The sequence below is a fragment of the Massilia sp. S19_KUP03_FR1 genome, from assembly GCF_036688685.1.
Classification (GTDB): Bacteria; Pseudomonadota; Gammaproteobacteria; order Burkholderiales; family Burkholderiaceae_D; genus JALYUM01.
Genome location: NZ_JAQQPS010000011.1, coordinates 89,901 through 108,716, shown reverse-complemented (window position 1 = coordinate 108,716; position 18,816 = coordinate 89,901). Strand labels below are relative to the sequence as shown.

Sequence of the window (18,816 nt, the reverse complement as noted above, 5' to 3'; positions counted from 1 at the left end):
CGTGCGCTGTGTTACTTCACGTTCAGGCTTTTCTTCGCTTCAGTCAGCAGGTCGGTCTTGACCCAGTCTTTGGCCACCGGCGGTTTGGCCATGCGCCCCACGCCGGTCTTGGCCATGATGTCGGTCGTGACCTGGATGTGCTCGGGTGTGATGTCGTAGGTGAACATCGAGTTGCCGATGGCGTCGTCGAAATCGTCCTTCGTGATCTGGCCCTTGAATACGGTCTCGCGCACGTATTTTTCGGCCAGCGCGCGGTCGTCCAGGAAAGCCTTGGTGGCCTGGACAAAACACTTCATGAATTTTTCGGCGACCGCACGTCGCTCCTTGTAGAATTTTTCGGTCATCACCATCGTGCGGACCGGCTCGCCAATCGGCGTGTCATACGGTTTCAGCACCTCGACGCCGAAGTTCTTGTTGATCGCTTGCGACGACTGCGGCTCCGACTGCATCATGACGTCGATGTTCTTCGACATCAGCGCCTGGTTCAGATCCGCGTACGCCAGGTAAATCAGCTGGACATCCTTGCCCGGCGCACTGTCGGCGCTGAGTCCGGCTTTCTGCAGCTCGGCCATCAGCAATACTTCCTGGATGGCGCCGCGCGTCACGCCGACCTTTTTACCCTTCAGATCCTTGACCGATTTGACGTTCGCGTCCAGCCGGGCCACCAGGCGTGCGCCGCCCTTGGCGAAACCAGCCACCACGTAGATCGGGGCGCCGCCGGCGCGGCCGGAGATGGCCGCTTCCGAGGCGGTGGCACCGACGTCGAGTTCACCGGCCATGATCGCCTGCATCACGTCGAGGCCCTTGGCGAAGATTTTTTCCTCGACCCTGATGCCGCATTTCGGCGCGATTTCCTTGATATACGAAACGGCGCCGAAATGGGCGAATTTAAGGTTGCCGAGCCGGACCACCTCCTGGGCCTGCGCCGCATTGGCGGCAAACAGGGCTGCCATCAGCAAGGGAATGGTCTTGCTGGATACGAATGCTGTCATTGCCTCAATCTCCGCTGATCGTGTAAGTGCAAGCAAGCCATATATGCTGGCGCCGACTTTATGCCAGGGCCATTATGCATGGAAACCGCACCGTTTCAAGCGCGTGAAATCATTTCCATAAGGAAATATTGATCTAGCCAAAGCTGACGTAAAAAAGACAAACCCACCCAGCCACTGGCCCGGAGAGACTGGGCACATAGAGTAAAATGGCCGTTTTATGCGCTCCACTAATTGATAGTCAGGTAGATCATGCTAGATAACTTAACCCAACGCCTTGCCAAGGTCGTCAAGACGATGCGCGGCGAAGCGCGTCTGACCGAAGCGAATACCGCGGAAATGCTGCGCGAAGTGCGCCTGGCGCTGCTCGAGGCCGACGTGGCCCTGCCGGCCGTGCGCGAATTCATCGGCAAGGTCAAGGAAAAGGCCCTCGGCGAAGAAGTCATCGGCTCGCTCTCGCCAGGCCAGGCCCTGGTCGGCGTGGTCCAGCGCGAACTGGGCGCCCTGATGGGTGCCGATCTCGGTCCGGAAGCGTCGCAGCTGTCGTTTGCGCAGCAGCCGCCGGCGATCATCCTGATGGCCGGTTTGCAGGGTGTCGGTAAAACCACCACCGTCGGCAAACTCGCTAAATACCTGCGCGAAGAGAAAAAGAAGAAAGTGCTGACCGTGTCGGCCGACGTCTACCGTCCCGCCGCCATCGCCCAGCTCGAATCGGTGACCAAACAAGTGGGCGCCGACTTCTTCCCGTCCACCAGCGCCGACAAACCGGTCGACATCGCCCTGGCCGCGCTGGACTGGGCCAAGAAACACTATCACGATGTGCTGATCATCGACACCGCCGGCCGCCTCGGTATCGACGAAGCGATGATGCAGGAAATCAGCGCCGTGCACGCGGCCGTGAAACCGATCGAAACGTTGTTCGTGGTCGACGCCATGCTGGGCCAGGATGCCATCAACACGGCCAAGGCGTTTGCCGACGCCCTGCCCCTGACCGGTATCGTGCTGACCAAGCTCGATGGCGATTCGCGCGGCGGTGCGGCCCTGTCGGTGCGCCACATCACCGGCAAGCCGATCAAGTTCGCCGGCGTCTCGGAAAAGCTCGACGGCCTCGAAGCGTTCGACGCGCAGCGCATGGCCAATCGCATTCTGGGCATGGGCGATATCCTGGCGCTGGTCGAAGAAGCGCGTAAAGGCGTCGATTCGAAAGCGGCAGCCGACCTGGCCAACAAGATCAAGGTCGGCGGGCGCTTCGACATGAACGACTTCAAAGCCCAGCTCGGGCAGATGAAGAAAATGGGCGGCATGGCCAGCCTGATGGACAAGCTGCCGGCCCAGTTCCAGCAAGCGGCCGGCGGCGCCAATATGGACCAGGCCGACAAACAGGTGCGCCGCATGGTGGGCATCATCGACTCGATGACGCCGGCCGAACGGGCCAAGCCTGAACTCATTAAAGCGACGCGCAAACGCCGCATCGCCGCCGGCGCCGGCGTGCAGGTGCAGGAAGTCAATCGCATGCTGGCGCAATACGACCAGATGCAGACCATGATGAAAAAGCTCAAAGGCGGCGGCATGATGAAGATGATGCGCGGGATGAAGGGCATGATGCCTGGCATGCGCTAATCCATAAACTGAGCCGAATTGCGCGATAAAACAGCGGCGCGATCCGCATAAAAAAACGCCACCCGAATCCTGTTCCGGTGGCGTTTTTTTATCGCTTTTCCCCTCTGTAGCGCCTTCTTTTCAGCCCATCTGTCAGTTGGCGCGCTTTCTCGTATAAAAATGGTGAAAAACACTTGCATGAACAGTAAAAGGCAACCAATATAAGCCGTGCGATGAATTGCGCAATTTCCCCATGTGTTCGTTTAGGAGGCTAGAAGATGGCAACAGCCAAAAAAACCCCAGCAGCAGAGGCGAAGAAGCCAGCTGCGAAGCCGGCCGCAAAGCCAGCCGCAGCGCCAGCCAAAGCAGCCGCCAAGCCGGCCGCAGCAGCCAAGCCTGCAGCTAAAAAAGCCGCAGCGCCAGCCAAAGCAGCCGCACCAAAAGCCGCCGCAGCAAAAAAACCGGCAGCAGCACCACGCAAGCCAAATGCAGCCTTCATGAAAGCCATGACCCCATCGGGTCCATTGGCCGAAGTGGTTGGTTCGACTCCGCTGCCACGCACCGAAGTCACCAAAAAAGTCTGGGATTACATCAAGAAGCTTGATCTGCAAGACGCGGCTAACCGTCGCATGATCAACGCGGACGACAAGCTGAAAGCCGTTTTCGGTGGCAAGGCCCAAGTATCGATGTTCGAAATGACCAAGCTCATTTCCGATCACCTGAAATAAAAATCGCGCAGTTTTATCCTGCGCCGCATTTTTAGAAAAGCCCCGGTTTCGACTGGGGCTTTTTGTTATCCAACACGGAGATTCTTATGCTGATCCCTATCGCCTCCGGCATCTGGCATGCCCAGCGCGGTTTTGAAGTGGCCGGCCTGGCCATGTGCGCACGCATGACGGTGGTGCAACTGGCCGACGGCGCCTTGTGGCTGCATTCGCCGATCCTGATCGACGACGCATTGCGCGCCGAACTGGACGCGATCGGGCCGGTGCACTATGTGGTCGCACCCAACAAGGTGCACCACCTGTTCGCCAAAAAGGCGCTGGCCCTGTACCCGCAGGCGCGCCTGTTCGGCGCCCCGGGACTGGAACAGAAACGGCCCGACCTGACAATGACCGCGTTGCCCCCGACCGCCCCGCCGGCGTGGGCCGGCCAAATCGAGCAGGTGTTCATGGCGGGCATCCCGCGCCTGAACGAGACCGTGTTTTTTCACACCGCGTCAAACACTGCAATTTTCACCGATGTCTGCCAGATGTGGACCGGGCCGCTGGGCTGGAAGGAGACGCTGTTCGCGCGCCTGACGGGCGTGCGCGACACGCTGACGGTGCCGCGCACGATACGCTTGCTGGTGCAGGACAAGGCCGCGGCCAGGACCAGCGCATTGCAGGTGCTGGCGTGGCCGGTGCAGCGGGTCGTGGTGTCACACAACAGCGTGGTCGAGGGTGGCGCGCATGCGGCCCTGAAAAGGGCGCTGGGGACGATTTGACTGGATTGCCTGCGCAAGCATAACGCGGCGGGCTGTGAGGCCAGCATCAGCCTCCCGGCATTTCCCACTTCTTCCACGCCGCCAGCACCGCATTCGGATACTCCGGCCGCCCGCGGCTGCCGTTATAGCGCCCCAGCGCCAGGTACAGGTTGCCCTTTTCCTGGTCGAGGTACATCCGCAAAATCGCGCAGCCATAGCGCAGATTGGTCTGCATGTGGAACAGTTTGCGGCGGTCGTTGTCGCCGATGACGCCGGTCCAGAATGGCATCACCTGCATGTAGCCGCGTGCGCCAACCAGCGAGACGGCATATTTGCGGTACGCCGACTCGACCTGGATCAGCCCCAGCACCAACCCGGGATCGAGCCCGGCGCGGGTGGCTTCGTACCACGCCACTTCGAGAAATTCGGTGCGCGACTGGACGTCGGGCAGGCGTTTTTTGAGCCGCTCCGACATCGTGTTGAACCACAGCTGGTAGCGGATCTGCGCCGTCTCGTCGCGAAACGACGGCTTCGGCGGACGCGCGTCGGCGATCGCGTTGGCCAGGGCCACGCGCACCGAGTCGGCCATCTGCTCTTCCTTCTGGTTGCCGGCCTGGGCCGGCACGACCCAGGACGCAGCAAGCAGCATGGCAGCGCCAGCGATCCACCGCAGAGGCTTGCGCATCACTGAGCCAGTTTGCCTTTGATGAAGGCAACCATCTCGGCCACCGGCACCTGCGACGCTTCGGCGTCGGTCCGGCCCTGGTATTCCAGGTTGCCATCCTTCAGGCCACGGTCACCGACGACCACGCGATGCGGCACGCCAATCAGTTCCCAGTCGGCGAACATCTGGCCCGGACGCAGGCCGCGGTCGTCGAAAATCACGTCCACGCCGGCCGCCGTCAGTTCGGCGTACAGTTTGTCCGTTTCAAGCTTGACCGCTTCGCTGCGGTCGTAACCCATCGGGCACAGCACCAGTTCGAACGGCGCGATGGCGGTTGGCCAGACGATGCCCTTGTCATCGAAGTTCTGCTCGATGGCAGCGCCCAAAATGCGCGTGATGCCGATGCCGTAGCAGCCCATTTGCAGCGGCGCCGGCTTGCCATTTTCGTCGAGGAAGGTGGCCTTCATCGATTCCGAATAGGCGGTGCCGAGCTGGAACACGTGGCCCACTTCGATGCCGCGCTCGATGGTCAGCACGCCCTTGCCGTCCGGCGATGCGTCGCCTTCGACGACGTTGCGCAGGTCGGCCACCAGCGGCTCGGCCAGGTCACGCACCCAGTTCGCGCCGGTGTAATGAAAACCTTCTTCATTCGCGCCGCAGACAAAGTCGCTCATGTTGGCGACCGTGCGGTCGGCCACGACGGTGACTGGCAATTTGGTGCCGATCGGGCCGAGGTAGCCCGGCACGCTGCCGTAGCAGGCCAGAATTTCAGCTTCGGTGGCGAAGCGGTAGCCGGACAGGCCCGCCACTTTGCCAACCTTGATCTCATTGAGTTCATGGTCGCCGCGCAGCAACAGCATCCAGTTTTCAAGCGTCTGCTTGCCGTTCACTTCTTTTTCGACCGTCAGCGCGATGGTTTTCACGGTGCGGTCCAGCGGCAGATTGAGCAAGGCGGCAACCTGTTCGCATTTGACGGTGCCAGGGGTACTCACCTTGACCAGTGCTTCGGCAGGCGCCGGGCGGGCGTCGACAATCGGCATCGCTTCGGCCGCTTCCATATTCGCCGCGTAATCGGAGGTCGGGCAGTAGACCAGCGCATCTTCGCCCGTGCTGGCGATAACGTGGAATTCGTGCGAACCGCTGCCGCCGATGGCGCCGTTGTCGGCCGCCACGGCGCGGAACTGCAGGCCGAAGCGGGTGAAAATGGCGGTGTACGCGTCGAACATGATTTTATAGGACGCCTGCATGCCGGCCACGTCGCGGTCGAACGAGTAGGCGTCCTTCATCGTGAATTCGCGGCCGCGCATGAGGCCGAAGCGCGGACGGCGCTCGTCGCGGAATTTGGTTTGAATATGATAAAAATTCAGGGGCAACTGGCGGTACGACTTGATTTCGCCGCGCATCACGTCGGTGATGACTTCCTCGGACGTCGGCTGGATGGCGTACTCGCGGCCGTGGCGGTCTTTTACGCGCATCAGCTCCGGGCCCATTTTGTCCCAGCGGCCGGTTTCCTGCCACAGCTCGGCTGGCTGCACGAGCGGCATCAGCAGTTCGATCGCGCCCGCCTTGTTCATCTCTTCACGAACGATCGCTTCGACCTTGCGGATCACCCGCAGTCCGGTCGGCATGTAGGTGTAGATCCCCGAGCCGAGCCGTTTGATCATGCCCGCGCGCATCATCAGCTGGTGGCTGACGATTTCTGCGTCGGACGGCGCTTCTTTCTGAGTAGATATAAAAAAACGTGAGGCGCGCATATCGATGAATTCTTTTTAAAAAGAGAGAGTTATAATCGACCTAATTTTAAAGGATTAGCTGGCTGATGCGTCCAATCTTTATACAAATGGGTCCGATCGACGTGGTTTACAGCGCTTTTTCAGGGTTGAAGCTGGTGCGGGGGTGCATGCCTTCGCCGGATTTATAGGTAAAAATGTAACAGACGACCCAGCCGCAGAAAGTTTCGAGGTGTTTTATGCTCGACCGTGAAGGGTTTCGACCCAACGTCGGCATCATCCTGCTAAACGCCCATAACGAGGTGTGGTGGGGCAAGCGGGTACGTGAGCACTCGTGGCAATTCCCGCAAGGGGGCATCAAATATGGCGAGACACCCGAGCAGGCAATGTACCGCGAACTCGAGGAAGAAATCGGGCTACGTGCCGAACACGTCAAAATCGTCGGCCGCACGCGCGACTGGCTGCGCTATGAGGTACCGGACCATTTCATCAAGCGTGAAATTCGCGGGCATTACCGTGGGCAAAAGCAAATCTGGTTCTTGCTGCGCATGGCTGCGCGCGACAGCGAAGTGAACCTGCGCCTGACCGACCATCCCGAGTTCGACGCCTGGCGCTGGCATGACTACTGGGTACCGCTGGATGTGGTGATCGAGTTCAAGCGCGACGTGTACCAGCGCGCGCTGCAGGAACTGTCGCGCTTCCTGACGTGGCCGGTGCATGGCGGCCAGGCCCAGGAACGGCGCCACACGGCGCGCTACCTGCGCCAGCCGCACGCACCGCGCCCGGCCGCGCCAGACGCGGCGCTTGCCGCTGATACACCGCTGGCAGCGCTTGAGCCGACCTTGCTGGTGCAGGCAAAGGAGTGATGGCCTGATGTTCACACCTTCGTCAAACGACGTACGCCGCTTTTTTTGCGAAGCCTACCGCAAGCAGAGAAGCGGCGACATTCTCACGCCCATGGATGCCATCGCGGCCGACTGGATTGCCCAGCACCCGGAATATGCCGAGGCATTGACCGACGCCGACGCGGCCGTTGCGCGCGACTACTCGGTCGAAGGCGGACAGGCCAATCCATTTTTACACTTGTCGATGCATCTCTCGATTGCCGAACAGGTGTCAATCGACCAGCCGCGCGGGATCAAGGCGGCGCACGACTCGCTGGTGCGCAAACTGGGGCAGCACGATGCGCACCATGAAATCATGGAGTGCCTCGGGGAGATGATCTGGACGTCGCAGAAAAACGGCGTGCCGCCCGATACCGGGGCGTATGTGGAGTGTGTGCGGGGCCGCTAAATGGGCCACGCCTCGCGCTCACGGCACTGCCGAGCACCGTTCAAACAAACGTGAATTGATCGAAGACTTCGGGTGCTGGCGGGGCCGTAAACTGCGCATTGAAGCGCGCCAGGATGCCGTCCAGTAACGTCTCCTCGAATCGCGCGGCTGGCGCCGGCAAGGTTGCCAACGGCGTATTCATGACCAGATGGTCCAGTACCGGATTCGACAAACCGAGTTCACGGCGCAAATGCAGGACCAGCAACACCTCGTAAGGGTCGTACCAATACGCGTCGCGGTCCAGGTCGGGAGAATATCCTTTGCCGATCGCAGCATGCGTACGCCGGTCGCAGGCCGCCAGCAGCAAGGGCGCAAGCGCCGCGGGATCTGGGTGGCGCCAATGGGCAAGCACTGCTTCAAAAATGGGCTCATCGTAGGCCTGGGGTGGATAGGCCTCCCTTTTTTTGTCGAACCATTGATCCAGCAAGCGCAGGACGAATAACTGCGTACGCCGGTCGACCTCGGTCTTTTTCTTGCTCAGGACGGCAAATCCATCCGTCAGACGGTCGTGCGATCGTTGCAAGAGTTCAAGCGCCCAGTCCTGCCATCCGAGCAACAAACAATGCACGATCGACGGCACAAATTCCTGCAGCGTGCTGCGCATGTGTCGTGGAAGCGAGGCGCCCATTTGTATGGCGCAGTATCGATAGGCCACGCTGCGCCGCCATGGAATTGTCCAATCCTTGCCGATTTCCTGCCGATACGCTTCCAGTCCATCCTGTGCTTGCTCGCGCAATTGGATGAAGCACTGCGTGGCGGGTGCCATGGCAGCATCGTTGACGATTTTTGCCGCGTAAGCCTGCCTTAGCGCTGGGGCAATGGACGTCATGCCGGGCGCGTCCAGGATGGCCTGCTCGACATCGGCCGGAGTGTATGCCTCGTCGTACAGCAGATACTGCGCAATTTTGAATTCCTTGACTTCAGGCTGATCCGCGCGCGAATAGATATGGGGAGCATTTTTACGCAACGCTTCAAGCCGCTTGGTACAGGCGCTGACACCTTTCGACGTCGCGCGTTTCGGCAGTTTGGCCACCAGCGCGACCTGAATCGCATGCCAGCGCAACATCATGGCGCATTGTTCGACGTTATGCAGTGCATCCCAGTTTCGGTACACGTCGCTCTTTTCGTGCACATATTCCTGATATTCGAAACCGGGACCCTGTTGCGCATACGTGGCGAGAAAAGAAAGATTGTGCGCCTGCCAATGCGGGAAATTAACCGTGTAACGCGCGAGGTATTTTTGACGTCCGGAAAACGTGGCGCGATGCCAAGACGTACAAGGACCGGCATACCGGCGCTATTGACTGCCGGCGCAGCATCGGTGGCGGCAATGCGAACGGCATCGCCGCCGGCCGCCAGACTTTTGCAGCGATACGCCAGGTAGCGCATGACCCACTCAATGCGCACGCTGATCGGGCGCGTGGCGTCCATGATCTTTTGGCTGCGCGCCTTGCGTCCCCGATACGCACATACCGCGGCCATGAAAGTTTTGTTGGCATCGGTCGGCGGCAAGGTGAACGGCTCCGTCTCGGTATCCGGGTCGTCGTCAGCCCAGATTTCGTGCATTTCAGCGCGCGCGTCGAGGACCTCGCCCACAATCATGATTTCGGCGGCATTGATTTCGGCAGGTAGCGCCTCGCTGTATTGTGACGAAAAAAAAGCCGCCACCCATTCGTGCGGCAGAACGAGTTCGCCCGACGCGGTGGTCAAGCTGTCCAGATAGGCCTGCGGCGTTGTCGCTCCGGTCCACTCGGCACCATATTCCTCGATTTTCCAGGCGATGACCGGGACGAGCGCCTGCAGGTTGGCCTGCGATGCCGGGACGCACAGTTCGTCGCAAGACTGCTCGGAAAATTCATCGGCAGCGCCAGCCAGAAAGTCGGCGATGAATCTGATTTCATCTGGAGAAAATGACAGCGCTGCGCTTGTGCTCATGGGTATCACCTCGGATTGGACAGCCGATAGTAATACTTATATTTACAAGTGGCAATAAACTGAGCGGCGCCTGCCAGACATGCGACGCTGTGCCCGCCGGCGCGTCAGTCCCTGGCTTGCCGGTGGCTGATCAGCGCTGCACCACCAGCGACCCCGGCAAACTATGCAGATACGCCGCCAGGTCGACCATATCCCGGTCCGACAGCGGCGCCACCATCCCCACCATGATCGCGTTATTCCGGCCATACGGTTTGGCGCCGCCCCGTTTATAGGCCTGCAGCGCATGCTGCAAATAGTCCGCGTGCTGCCCGGCCAGCTTCGGATAGGTCGGGTCGATGCCCTTGTTGAAATCGGCGCCATGGCACGACGCACACGCATATTTTTTGGCCAGCGCCTCGCCGTTGGCGATATTCCCGCGCGCCGATGCACTGACAGAAACCGCGCCCAATGGAAGCGCAACTGCGAGCGCAATGATCATTCGTTTCATGGCGCTGCCCTTTATTTGCGGACTTGCTGGGAATAATAGGCGGCCACGTCGGCGATGTCCTGGTCGGACAGGCTGGCGGCAATGCCATTCATGGACGGGTGTTTGCGGTCGCCTTTTTTATAGCTATTCAGGGCCGCTTCGATGTATTTGGCCGACTGGCCGCCGATCATCGGCACCGGGTACACCTCGGGGAACGTGGCCTTGTAGCCGGGGATGGCGTGACAGCCGATGCACATTTCAATTTTTGCTGGTGCGGCCTTGGGGTTGCCGATGATTTCGGCGGCGATGCCGGCCTGCGCGATGGCGTACAGGCCAAGTAGTGCATAGATTTTTTTCATGTGGGCGATCGTAAAAGGATTCAATTACCGCAACTGCAAAAAGTTAGCAAACCTACCAGCAATCCGCCGATTCTATCTGAAGACACTATTCCAGTCTACAAACTAGCGTGCTGCGTGGCAGCATCCTGGTTTGGCTTATACTCGAACTCCGTTCCCCCCTTTCGAGCACGCCCGCATGCAAGCAAACACCCGCTTCGAAGGCAGCGACAGCTACGTCGCCACCGCCGACCTGAAACTGGCCGTCAACGCCGCCCTTACCCTGCAGCGTCCGCTGCTCATCAAGGGCGAGCCGGGCACCGGCAAAACCATGCTGGCCGAGGAAGTCGCCGCCGCCCTCGACCGCCCGCTGATGCAATGGCACATCAAGTCCACCACCAAGGCCCAGCAGGGTTTGTACGAGTATGACGCCGTCTCGCGCCTGCGCGATTCGCAGCTGGGCGACGAGCGCGTGCGCGACATCCACAACTACATCGTCAAGGGCGTGCTGTGGCAAGCCTTCACCGCGCCCGAACCGGTGGTGCTGCTGATCGACGAAATCGACAAGGCTGACATCGAGTTCCCGAACGACCTGTTGCGCGAACTCGACCGCATGGAATTCTACGTCTACGAGACGCGCGAAATGGTCGTGGCGAAACACCGGCCGCTGGTCATCATCACCTCCAACAATGAAAAAGAATTACCGGATGCCTTCCTGCGCCGTTGCTTTTTCCATTACATCAAGTTCCCCGACAAGGACGTGATGGAGCAGATCGTCAAGGTCCACTATCCCACCCTGAAACAGGACTTGCTGGCCCAGGCTTTGCTAAGTTTTTACGAGGTGCGCGATGTGCCCGGCCTGAAGAAAAAGCCGTCGACCTCCGAACTGCTGGACTGGCTGAAACTGCTGCTGGCCGAAGACATTCCGCTTGACGCGCTGCGCAGCAAGGACGCGCGCATGGTAGTGCCGCCGCTGCATGGCGCGCTGCTGAAAAACGAGCAGGACGTGCACCTGTTCGAGCGTTTGATCCAGATGGCGCGGAGCAACCGATGATCCAGGTTGCACCGGTCACGCTGGAATCGAACGGTGTGCGCCTGGCGCCTTTGTCTTTGGCCCACGCAGACGGCCTGCGTGCGGCTGCGTCCGACGGCAAGCTGTGGGAGTTGCGCATCACCTCGGTGCCGGAACCGCAGGACGTCGAAGCCTATATCCAGCGTGCGCTGGACATGCCGGACCGGGTCGCCTTTGCCGTCCTCGACGCGGCCAGCGGTGAGGTCATCGGCAGCACCAGCTATCACGACATTTTGCCGCTGGTCGACCGCGTCGAAATCGGCTGGACCTGGTACGCCAAAAGCCGCCAGCGCAGCCATGTGAACACCAGCTGCAAACTGTTATTGCTGTCGCACGCCTTCGACACCCTCGGCTGCGCCGTGGTCGGCTGGCGCACCGACAATTTTAATTTTGCGTCGCAAAAGGCGATCGAACGGCTGGGCGCAAAAAAGGATGGCGTGATTCGCCACCACGCCGTGCGGCGCGACGGCAGCATCCGCGATACGGTCATGTACAGCCTGCTGCGCGGCGAATGGCCGGAAGTCAAAATGCAGTTGGAATACCAGTTACGCCGTCACGCACAAGATTAACCATGCTGATCGATTTCTTTTATACGCTGCGCGATGCGAAAGTCCCGGTGACGATCCGGGAGTTTCTCAGCCTGCTCGAAGCGCTGGACCGGGGCGTCATCACGACCTCGCTCGACGATTTCTATTATCTGGCGCGCCTGACCATGGTCAAGGACGAAGCCCATTTCGACAAGTTCGACCGCGCCTTCGGCATGTACTTCAAGGGCATCGATGCGGTGTTCGACAAGAACCCGTCGATTCCACTCGACTGGCTGGTGAAACGCATGGAACGCGAATTGACGCCCGAGCAAAAGGCGGCGCTGGAAAAATTCGGCTACGACAAGCTGATGGACCGCCTCAATGAACTGCTCAAAGAGCAAAAGGAGAAGCACGAAGGCGGCAATAAATGGATCGGCACCGGCGGCACCTCGCCGTTCGGGCATGGTGGCACCAATCCGGAAGGCATCCGCATCGGCGGCGAGAGCCGCAACCGCACTGCCGTCAAGGTGTGGGAACAGCGCAGCTACAAGGATTACGACGCCGAGCGCGAACTGGGCACGCGCAACCTGAAGGTGGCCTTGCGGCGCCTGCGCAAATTCGCGCGCCAGGGCGCCGACGATGAACTGGCGCTGGACGCGACCATCCAGGCCACGGCCAGCAATGCCGGCTTTCTCGACATACGCATGCAGCCGGAACGCAAGAACCGCATCAAGGTGCTGATGCTGCTCGATGTGGGCGGCTCGATGGACGACCATATCGCCCGCACCGAGGAGCTGTTTTCGGCGGCCAAAACCGAGTTCAAGAACATGGAGTTCTTTTACTTTCACAACTGCGTCTACGATTATCTCTGGAAGAACAACCGCAGACGGCATGCCGAGCGCTTTCCGACCTGGGATATCTTGCGCAAGTATCCGGCCGACACGCGCCTGATCTTTGTCGGCGACGCCACCATGAGCCCGTACGAAGTCATGGCGCCGGGTGGCTCGGTGGAATACAACAATGAAGAAGCCGGGGCCGAATGGCTGGCGCGCTTTTGTCACGCGTTTCCGAAGTTTGCCTGGCTCAATCCCGAGCCGGAAGGCGTGTGGCAGTACCGGCAGTCGGTGGCGATGATCAGGCAGTTGATGAACAATCGCATGTTTCCGGTGACGATAGAAGGCCTGGAGCGGGCCATGCGGGTGCTGAGTAAATAAGACACCGGCGCGGGCATTAACCGAGCAAGCGGTTCAGCACTGCCACCAGGTCGCGGTCCCCGACCGGCTTGTCGAGCACGCCGCGCAAGCCGCAATCGCGCCCGCGCGCGCTGTCGAAGCGGAACGCCACCCCGCACAGCAGCACCACGGCCGTGCGCAACGATCCTTCCTGCGCCTTGATCGCGGCGCACACGGCATACGGATCGACCCCGGCAAGGCCGGTATTGATCATCACCAGCGATACCGGCGTTTCGTCACACAGGCGCAAGGCCACCGGCGCACTGTCGGTCCACTCGATCGCCATGCGCCGCGCGCCCAGCAACTTGGCCACGTGGTCGCGAAACGCGCCGCGGTTGTCGAGTATCAGCACCGCCCCGGACGGCGTGGCCTGGCGCCGCTGCCGCCACGCCTCGCTGCGCGGCGTCTCGATGCGCGGATGGCGGCGCCGCTCGGGGGCCAGGTGGCGCTCGCAATCGCGCAGCAGTGCCAGCGCCTGCGCGCGCCGGCCCACCATCTCGGCCATCATTTCGTGCAGCTGGCCGCGCTGGAGGGGACGCGAAATGCGCGGGAACGGCAGCGGCGCCGGGGTGCGCGCCACCACCATGGCGGGTTGCACCGGGCCCGGATTGGCGCGCGTCAGCGCTGCCAGACCGGCCGGGGCATCGCCGTCAGCGATATAAAAATCCGGTTCGTGCAGGCTGTCCTCAGCCAGACAGATATAGGACGGGCCGCCGTCCGGACCATGCGCCAGCAAAGCGTCAAGATGCGACCGTTCATCCGGGGCGAAGCCGAGCAGACGCACGGTATAGGGAGTGTTACTTGCCATGTGAACAACCATGCCTGGTGAATTACGGGAAAATGCCTTGCCTGTAATCTAGTCACGATCGCGCCTGCATGCAAGGAGCAAAAACTCTTTCCTTCTATTTGCCATGGCTCAAAGATAGAATGCCGGAAAGAGAGCTCTGCAAGCCGGCGCAGGCAGACACAATGGATTTGCGATAAACACTGTACAGGCGTACAGTATCGGTCGCAGTCCACCCGTGCCACCCGCAGCAGGCTGGGCTCACGCAAGCAAGTAATTTCATAAAGTTCAGGCATGGCCACCAAAAAACCCGCATCCGATTACAGCGAATCATCCATCCGCGTCCTGAAGGGACTGGAACCCGTCAAGCAACGTCCGGGCATGTACACCCGCACGGAAAATCCCTTGCACATCATTCAGGAAGTGATCGACAACGCCTCCGACGAGGCGCTGGGAGGCCACTGCAACAACATCGGCGTGACGATCAACGCTGACGGCTCGATCACGGTCGAAGACGACGGCCGCGGCATTCCTGTCGGCATCCACCCTGAAGAAGGCGTGCCGGTCGTGGAGATCGTCTTCACGCGCCTGCACGCGGGCGGCAAATTCGACAAGGGTTCGGGCGGCGCTTATGCATTCTCGGGCGGCTTGCACGGTGTTGGCGTGTCGGTCACCAATGCGCTGTCGTCGCGCCTGGAAATTTCGGTCTGGCGCAAGGATGAGGCCGGCAACGGTTTCCACCACATGGCGTTTGCCGATGGCGACGTGATCGAACCGCTGGCGTCGGAACTGGCGCCGCGCGGCGGCAAAAAATCGGGTACCCGCGTCACCGCCTGGCCGAATCCGAAGTATTTCGATTCGCCGCTGATCTCCGCCACTGAACTGCAGAGATTATTGCGCTCGAAAGCCGTGCTGCTGCCGGGCGTCACCGTCACGCTGACCAACGCCAAAACCGGCGACGTGCAGACCTGGAAATACGACGAAGGCCTGCGCGGCTACCTCAACGAGATGCTGGCGCAACACTCCGACGGCGACACACTGATCCCCCTGTTCGAAGGCGCGCAATACTCGAACGGCGACGACGGCTTTGCCGAAGGCGAAGGCGCGGCCTGGGTGGTGGCGTGGACCGAAAATGGCGGCGTCACGCGTGAAAGTTACGTCAACCTGATCCCGACGCCCAACGGCGGCACCCACGAATCGGGCCTGCGCGACGGCCTCTACGGCGCCGTCAAAAATTTCATCGACATGCATTCGCTGCTGCCGAAAGGCGTCAAGTTGATGCCGGAAGACGTGTTTGCGCGTGTCTCCTTCGTGCTCTCGGCCAAGGTGCTGGACCCGCAATTCCAGGGTCAGATCAAGGAACGCCTCAATTCGCGCGACGCCGTGAAACTGGTCTCGACCTTCACCAAGCCGCCGCTGGAACTGTGGCTGAACCAGCACGTCGACTACGGCCGCAAGCTGGCCGACCTGGTCATCAAGCAAGCCCAATCGCGCCTGCGCTCGCTGCAAAAAGTCGAAAAGAAAAAATCGTCCGGCGTGGCGGTGTTGCCAGGTAAATTGACCGATTGCGAATCGACCGACATCACCCGCAATGAACTGTTCCTGGTCGAGGGCGACTCGGCCGGCGGCTCCGCCAAGATGGGCCGCGACAAGGAATACCAGGCCATTTTGCCGCTGCGCGGCAAGGTGCTGAACTCCTGGGAAACAGACCGCGACCGCCTGTTTGCCAACAACGAGATCCATGATATTTCGGTGGCCATCGGCGTCGATCCGCACGGGTACGGCGACTCGCCCGACCTGTCCAACCTGCGCTACGGCAAAATCTGCATCCTGTCGGATGCGGACGTGGACGGTTCGCACATCCAGGTCTTGTTGCTCACGCTGTTTTTCAAACATTTCCCGGCCCTGTTCGAACACGGCCATATCTGCATCGCCCGTCCGCCGCTGTTCCGGGTCGACGCGCCGGCGCGTGGCAAGAAGCCGATCCAGAAGCTGTACGCGCTCGACGCGGGCGAACTGATCGCCATCGAAGACAAGCTCAAAAAAGACGGCGTCAAGGATGGCGCCTGGAGCATTTCGCGCTTTAAAGGTCTGGGCGAGATGAACGCGGAACAATTGTGGGAAACCACGATGAATCCGGATACGCGCCGCCTGCTGCCCGTGAAACTGGGCGATTTTTCCCAGGGCGATGCGTCGGCACGTTTCAATATGCTGATGGGCAAAGGCGAGGCTGCGGCGCGCCGTGCCTGGATCGAAGAACACGGCAACGAAACCGAAGCGGATATTTAACGCTACCGCTCACAAAAAACGAATTGAACCATGTCCCAATCCAACCTGTTTGACCAAGCCTCACCCCCGCCACCGCCGCCAGACGACGCCGAAACGCTGACCCTGTCCACGTTCGCCGAGCGCGCCTACCTTGATTACGCCGTCTCGGTGGTCAAGGGCCGCGCCCTGCCGGACGTCTCCGACGGTCAGAAGCCGGTGCAGCGCCGCATCCTGTTTTCGATGAACGAGCTGGGCTTGTCGAGTACCTCGAAGCCACGCAAATCGGCCACCGTGGTCGGCGACGTACTCGGTAAACTGCACCCGCACGGCGACCAGTCGGTGTACGACGCGCTGGTGCGCATGGCACAGGATTTTTCGCTGCGCTACCCGCTCATCGACGGCCAGGGCAATTTCGGCTCGCGCGATGGCGATGGCGCCGCCGCGATGCGTTACACCGAAGCGCGCCTGACGCCGGTGTCGCGCCTGCTGCTCGATGAACTCGACCTCGGTACCGTCGACTTCCAGCCCAACTATGACGGTTCCTTCGAAGAGCCAAGACAATTGCCGGCGCGCCTGCCGATGGTGTTGCTCAATGGCGCGTCAGGTATTGCGGTCGGCCTGGCCACCGAAATCCCGTCGCACAATCTCACCGAAGTAGCGGCTGCGGCCGTCGCGTTAATCCGCAATCCGAATCTGTCGCATGCCGAACTGATGACCATTATGCCGGGGCCGGACTTCCCGGGCGGCGGCCAGCTGATTACTACCGCCTCGCAGGTCTCGGATATGTACGCCAGCGGGCGCGGCTCGATGAAAGTGCGCGCGCGCTGGAAAATCGAAGAGCTGGCGCGTGGCCAGTGGCAGGCGGTGGTCACCGAACTGCCACCGGGCACCTCGTCGCAGAAGGTGCTGGAAGAAATCGAAGAGCTGACCAACCCGAAAATCAAGCTGGGCAAGAAAGCCTTGTCGGCCGAGCAGTTGGGCATGAAGCAGACGATTCTGGGGGCGCTCGACACCATCCGCGATGAATCGGGCCGCAATGCGCCGGTGCGCCTGGTGTTCGAACCAAAATCGAAAAACCAGGACCAGACCGAATTCATGCTGATGCTGCTGGCGCATACCTCGCTCGAATCGTCGGCATCGATTAACCTGGTGATGATAGGCGGCGATGGCCGTCCGCGTCAAAAAGGCTTGCTGGAGATTCTGCAGGAGTGGGTCGATTTCCGTTTTGTCACAGTGAAACGCCGCACCGAATTCAAGCTCGCGAAAGTCGATGCACGCATCCACATCCTGGAAGGCCGGGTCGCGGTTCTGCTCAATATCGATGAAGTCATTGCCATCATCCGCAATTCGGACGATCCGAAGGCCGCGCTGATCGCCGAATTCAATCTGTCGTCGATCCAGGCCGAAGATATTCTCGAGATCCGCCTGCGCCAACTGGCGCGCCTGGAAGCGATCAAGATCGAGCAGGAACTGGCGGAACTGCGCAAGGAAAAGGGGATCTTGCAGGATATCCTCGACAACCCGGGCACGATGAAGCGCCTGATTATCCGCGAAATCGAAGCCGACTCGAAACTGTACGGCGACGCGCGCCGCACCGTGATCGAAGAAGCGCAAAAGGCGGTGTCGGAACAAAAAGTGATCGATGAACCGGTGACGGTGATCGTGTCCGAAAAAGGCTGGGTGCGGGCGCGCAGCGGCATTGGCCACGACGTTGCCCAGTTCACCTTCAAGGCCAGCGATTCGCTGTATGCGGCATTCGAATGCCGCACGGTCGACACGCTGCTCGGCTTTGGCGACAACGGCAAAGTGTATTCGGTACCGGTATCCGCCCTGCCCGGCGCGCGCGGCGATGGCGTGCCGATCACGACGCTGGTCGACCTGGCCAGCACGAATGGCAAGTCGGCGCGGATCGAACATTATTTTGCGGGTTCCGGCGCCACCTCGCTGTTGCTGGCATCGTCGGCAGGTTTCGGCTTTATCGCCAAAGCCGGCGACATGGTCAGCCGCTTAAAAGGTGGCAAGTCGTTCGTGACACTCGACGACGGCGCCGTACCGCTGCCGCCGCGCGTGGTGATGGAAGCGGCTGGCGCAATTGCCTGCCTGTCTGAAAAGGGCCGCGTGCTGGTGTTTGGCATCGACGAAATGAAAACGCTGACCAACGGTGGGCGCGGTGTCACGCTGATGGACCTGGAGCCGAAAGAGAAATTATTGGCGGCGCAGCCGATCAGCCAGAAAGGCGTGAACGTCGTCGGCACCTGGGCCGGCGACAAGCCGCGCACCGTCGAGTTGTTTGCGTCGGGACTGGAGCCGCACTATGGCAAGCGGGCGAAGAAGGGCAAACCGTTGAGCGCGAAATTGCGCGCAAAGGATCTGGCGCCGCGGATTCTGGGTGGGGATCAGGGTGCGGAATAACCCTTA

At 60.6% G+C, this 18,816-nt stretch carries 18 protein-coding genes; 10 read left to right on the top strand and 8 right to left on the bottom strand.

The features are described 5' to 3' along the window. Positions 1-11: 11 nt before the first annotated feature. Positions 12-992, bottom strand: a complete 981-nt coding sequence (locus tag V6M87_RS13925) for an ABC transporter substrate-binding protein (RefSeq protein ID WP_332877240.1) — start codon at positions 990-992, stop codon at positions 12-14. A 249-nt stretch (positions 993-1,241) separates the two neighbouring features. Between V6M87_RS13925 and ffh the strand changes: the two genes are divergently transcribed. The 3 genes from ffh to V6M87_RS13910 all read left to right on the top strand — a co-directional run bounded on the left by ffh (position 1,242) and on the right by V6M87_RS13910 (position 4,074). Then, entirely contained in the window at positions 1,242-2,609 is a 1,368-nt protein-coding gene (ffh, locus tag V6M87_RS13920) for a signal recognition particle protein (RefSeq protein ID WP_332877239.1), read from the top strand. Positions 2,610-2,866: 257 nt separating this feature from the next. Then, complete coding sequence (locus tag V6M87_RS13915; protein WP_332877238.1) at positions 2,867-3,316, top strand: SWIB/MDM2 domain-containing protein; 450 nt, start codon at positions 2,867-2,869, stop codon at positions 3,314-3,316. 86 nt (positions 3,317-3,402) lie between these two features. Beyond that, positions 3,403-4,074 (top strand): DUF4336 domain-containing protein, encoded by a 672-nt coding sequence (locus V6M87_RS13910; RefSeq protein ID WP_332877237.1) that lies wholly within the window; start codon positions 3,403-3,405, stop codon positions 4,072-4,074. A 46-nt stretch (positions 4,075-4,120) separates the two neighbouring features. On the opposite strand, the gene V6M87_RS13905 is transcribed toward V6M87_RS13910, so the two are convergent. Then, positions 4,121-4,738 carry a lytic transglycosylase domain-containing protein gene (locus tag V6M87_RS13905; protein WP_442920588.1) on the bottom strand — a complete coding sequence of 206 codons (618 nt, stop codon included), beginning with the start codon at positions 4,736-4,738 and terminating at the stop codon, positions 4,121-4,123. Next, complete coding sequence (locus V6M87_RS13900) at positions 4,738-6,471, bottom strand: proline--tRNA ligase (RefSeq protein ID WP_332877236.1); 1,734 nt, start codon at positions 6,469-6,471, stop codon at positions 4,738-4,740. Before V6M87_RS13900 ends, V6M87_RS13905 begins: the two co-directional genes overlap by 1 nt. 215 nt (positions 6,472-6,686) lie before the next feature. Here V6M87_RS13900 and V6M87_RS13895 point away from each other — a divergent pair, with 215 nt between their 5' ends. Continuing rightward, on the top strand, positions 6,687-7,313 hold the full coding sequence (locus V6M87_RS13895; RefSeq protein WP_332877235.1) for an RNA pyrophosphohydrolase: 627 nt from the start codon (positions 6,687-6,689) through the stop codon (positions 7,311-7,313). A 7-nt stretch (positions 7,314-7,320) separates the two neighbouring features. After that, positions 7,321-7,740 (top strand): DUF1841 family protein, encoded by a 420-nt coding sequence (locus V6M87_RS13890; protein WP_332877234.1) that lies wholly within the window; start codon positions 7,321-7,323, stop codon positions 7,738-7,740. A gap of 40 nt (positions 7,741-7,780) precedes the next feature. Here the strand turns inward: V6M87_RS13890 and V6M87_RS13885 are convergent, their stop codons facing one another. From V6M87_RS13885 to V6M87_RS13870, 4 genes are all read right to left on the bottom strand, one after another. Continuing rightward, entirely contained in the window at positions 7,781-8,848 is a 1,068-nt protein-coding gene (locus tag V6M87_RS13885) for a hypothetical protein (protein ID WP_332877233.1), read from the bottom strand. Further along, positions 8,845-9,714 (bottom strand): hypothetical protein, encoded by an 870-nt coding sequence (locus tag V6M87_RS13880; RefSeq protein WP_332877232.1) that lies wholly within the window; start codon positions 9,712-9,714, stop codon positions 8,845-8,847. The genes V6M87_RS13885 and V6M87_RS13880 overlap by 4 nt, the downstream gene beginning before the upstream one ends. 130 nt (positions 9,715-9,844) lie before the next feature. Then, complete coding sequence (locus V6M87_RS13875; RefSeq protein ID WP_332877231.1) at positions 9,845-10,201, bottom strand: c-type cytochrome; 357 nt, start codon at positions 10,199-10,201, stop codon at positions 9,845-9,847. Between the two features lie 11 nt (positions 10,202-10,212). Further along, complete coding sequence (locus tag V6M87_RS13870) at positions 10,213-10,539, bottom strand: c-type cytochrome (RefSeq protein WP_332877230.1); 327 nt, start codon at positions 10,537-10,539, stop codon at positions 10,213-10,215. Positions 10,540-10,714: 175 nt separating this feature from the next. Here V6M87_RS13870 and V6M87_RS13865 point away from each other — a divergent pair, with 175 nt between their 5' ends. Genes V6M87_RS13865 through V6M87_RS13855 form a run of 3 tightly spaced genes read left to right on the top strand, consistent with a single transcriptional unit; the run spans position 10,715 to position 13,328 of the window. Beyond that, on the top strand, positions 10,715-11,569 hold the full coding sequence (locus V6M87_RS13865; protein ID WP_332877229.1) for an AAA family ATPase: 855 nt from the start codon (positions 10,715-10,717) through the stop codon (positions 11,567-11,569). Beyond that, entirely contained in the window at positions 11,566-12,156 is a 591-nt protein-coding gene (locus V6M87_RS13860; protein ID WP_332877228.1) for a GNAT family N-acetyltransferase, read from the top strand. Before V6M87_RS13865 ends, V6M87_RS13860 begins: the two co-directional genes overlap by 4 nt. 2 nt (positions 12,157-12,158) lie before the next feature. Next, complete coding sequence (locus V6M87_RS13855; RefSeq protein ID WP_332877227.1) at positions 12,159-13,328, top strand: vWA domain-containing protein; 1,170 nt, start codon at positions 12,159-12,161, stop codon at positions 13,326-13,328. A 16-nt stretch (positions 13,329-13,344) separates the two neighbouring features. On the opposite strand, the gene V6M87_RS13850 is transcribed toward V6M87_RS13855, so the two are convergent. Continuing rightward, on the bottom strand, positions 13,345-14,154 hold the full coding sequence (locus V6M87_RS13850; RefSeq protein ID WP_332877226.1) for a response regulator: 810 nt from the start codon (positions 14,152-14,154) through the stop codon (positions 13,345-13,347). A 270-nt stretch (positions 14,155-14,424) separates the two neighbouring features. Between V6M87_RS13850 and V6M87_RS13845 the strand changes: the two genes are divergently transcribed. Continuing rightward, the gene (locus V6M87_RS13845; RefSeq protein ID WP_332877225.1) at positions 14,425-16,419 is read left to right on the top strand and encodes a DNA topoisomerase IV subunit B; all 1,995 of its coding nucleotides are present in this window, start codon (positions 14,425-14,427) and stop codon (positions 16,417-16,419) included. 30 nt (positions 16,420-16,449) lie between these two features. Then, on the top strand, positions 16,450-18,810 hold the full coding sequence (gene parC / locus V6M87_RS13840) for a DNA topoisomerase IV subunit A (protein WP_332877224.1): 2,361 nt from the start codon (positions 16,450-16,452) through the stop codon (positions 18,808-18,810). The last annotated feature ends 6 nt before the right edge of the window (positions 18,811-18,816 follow it).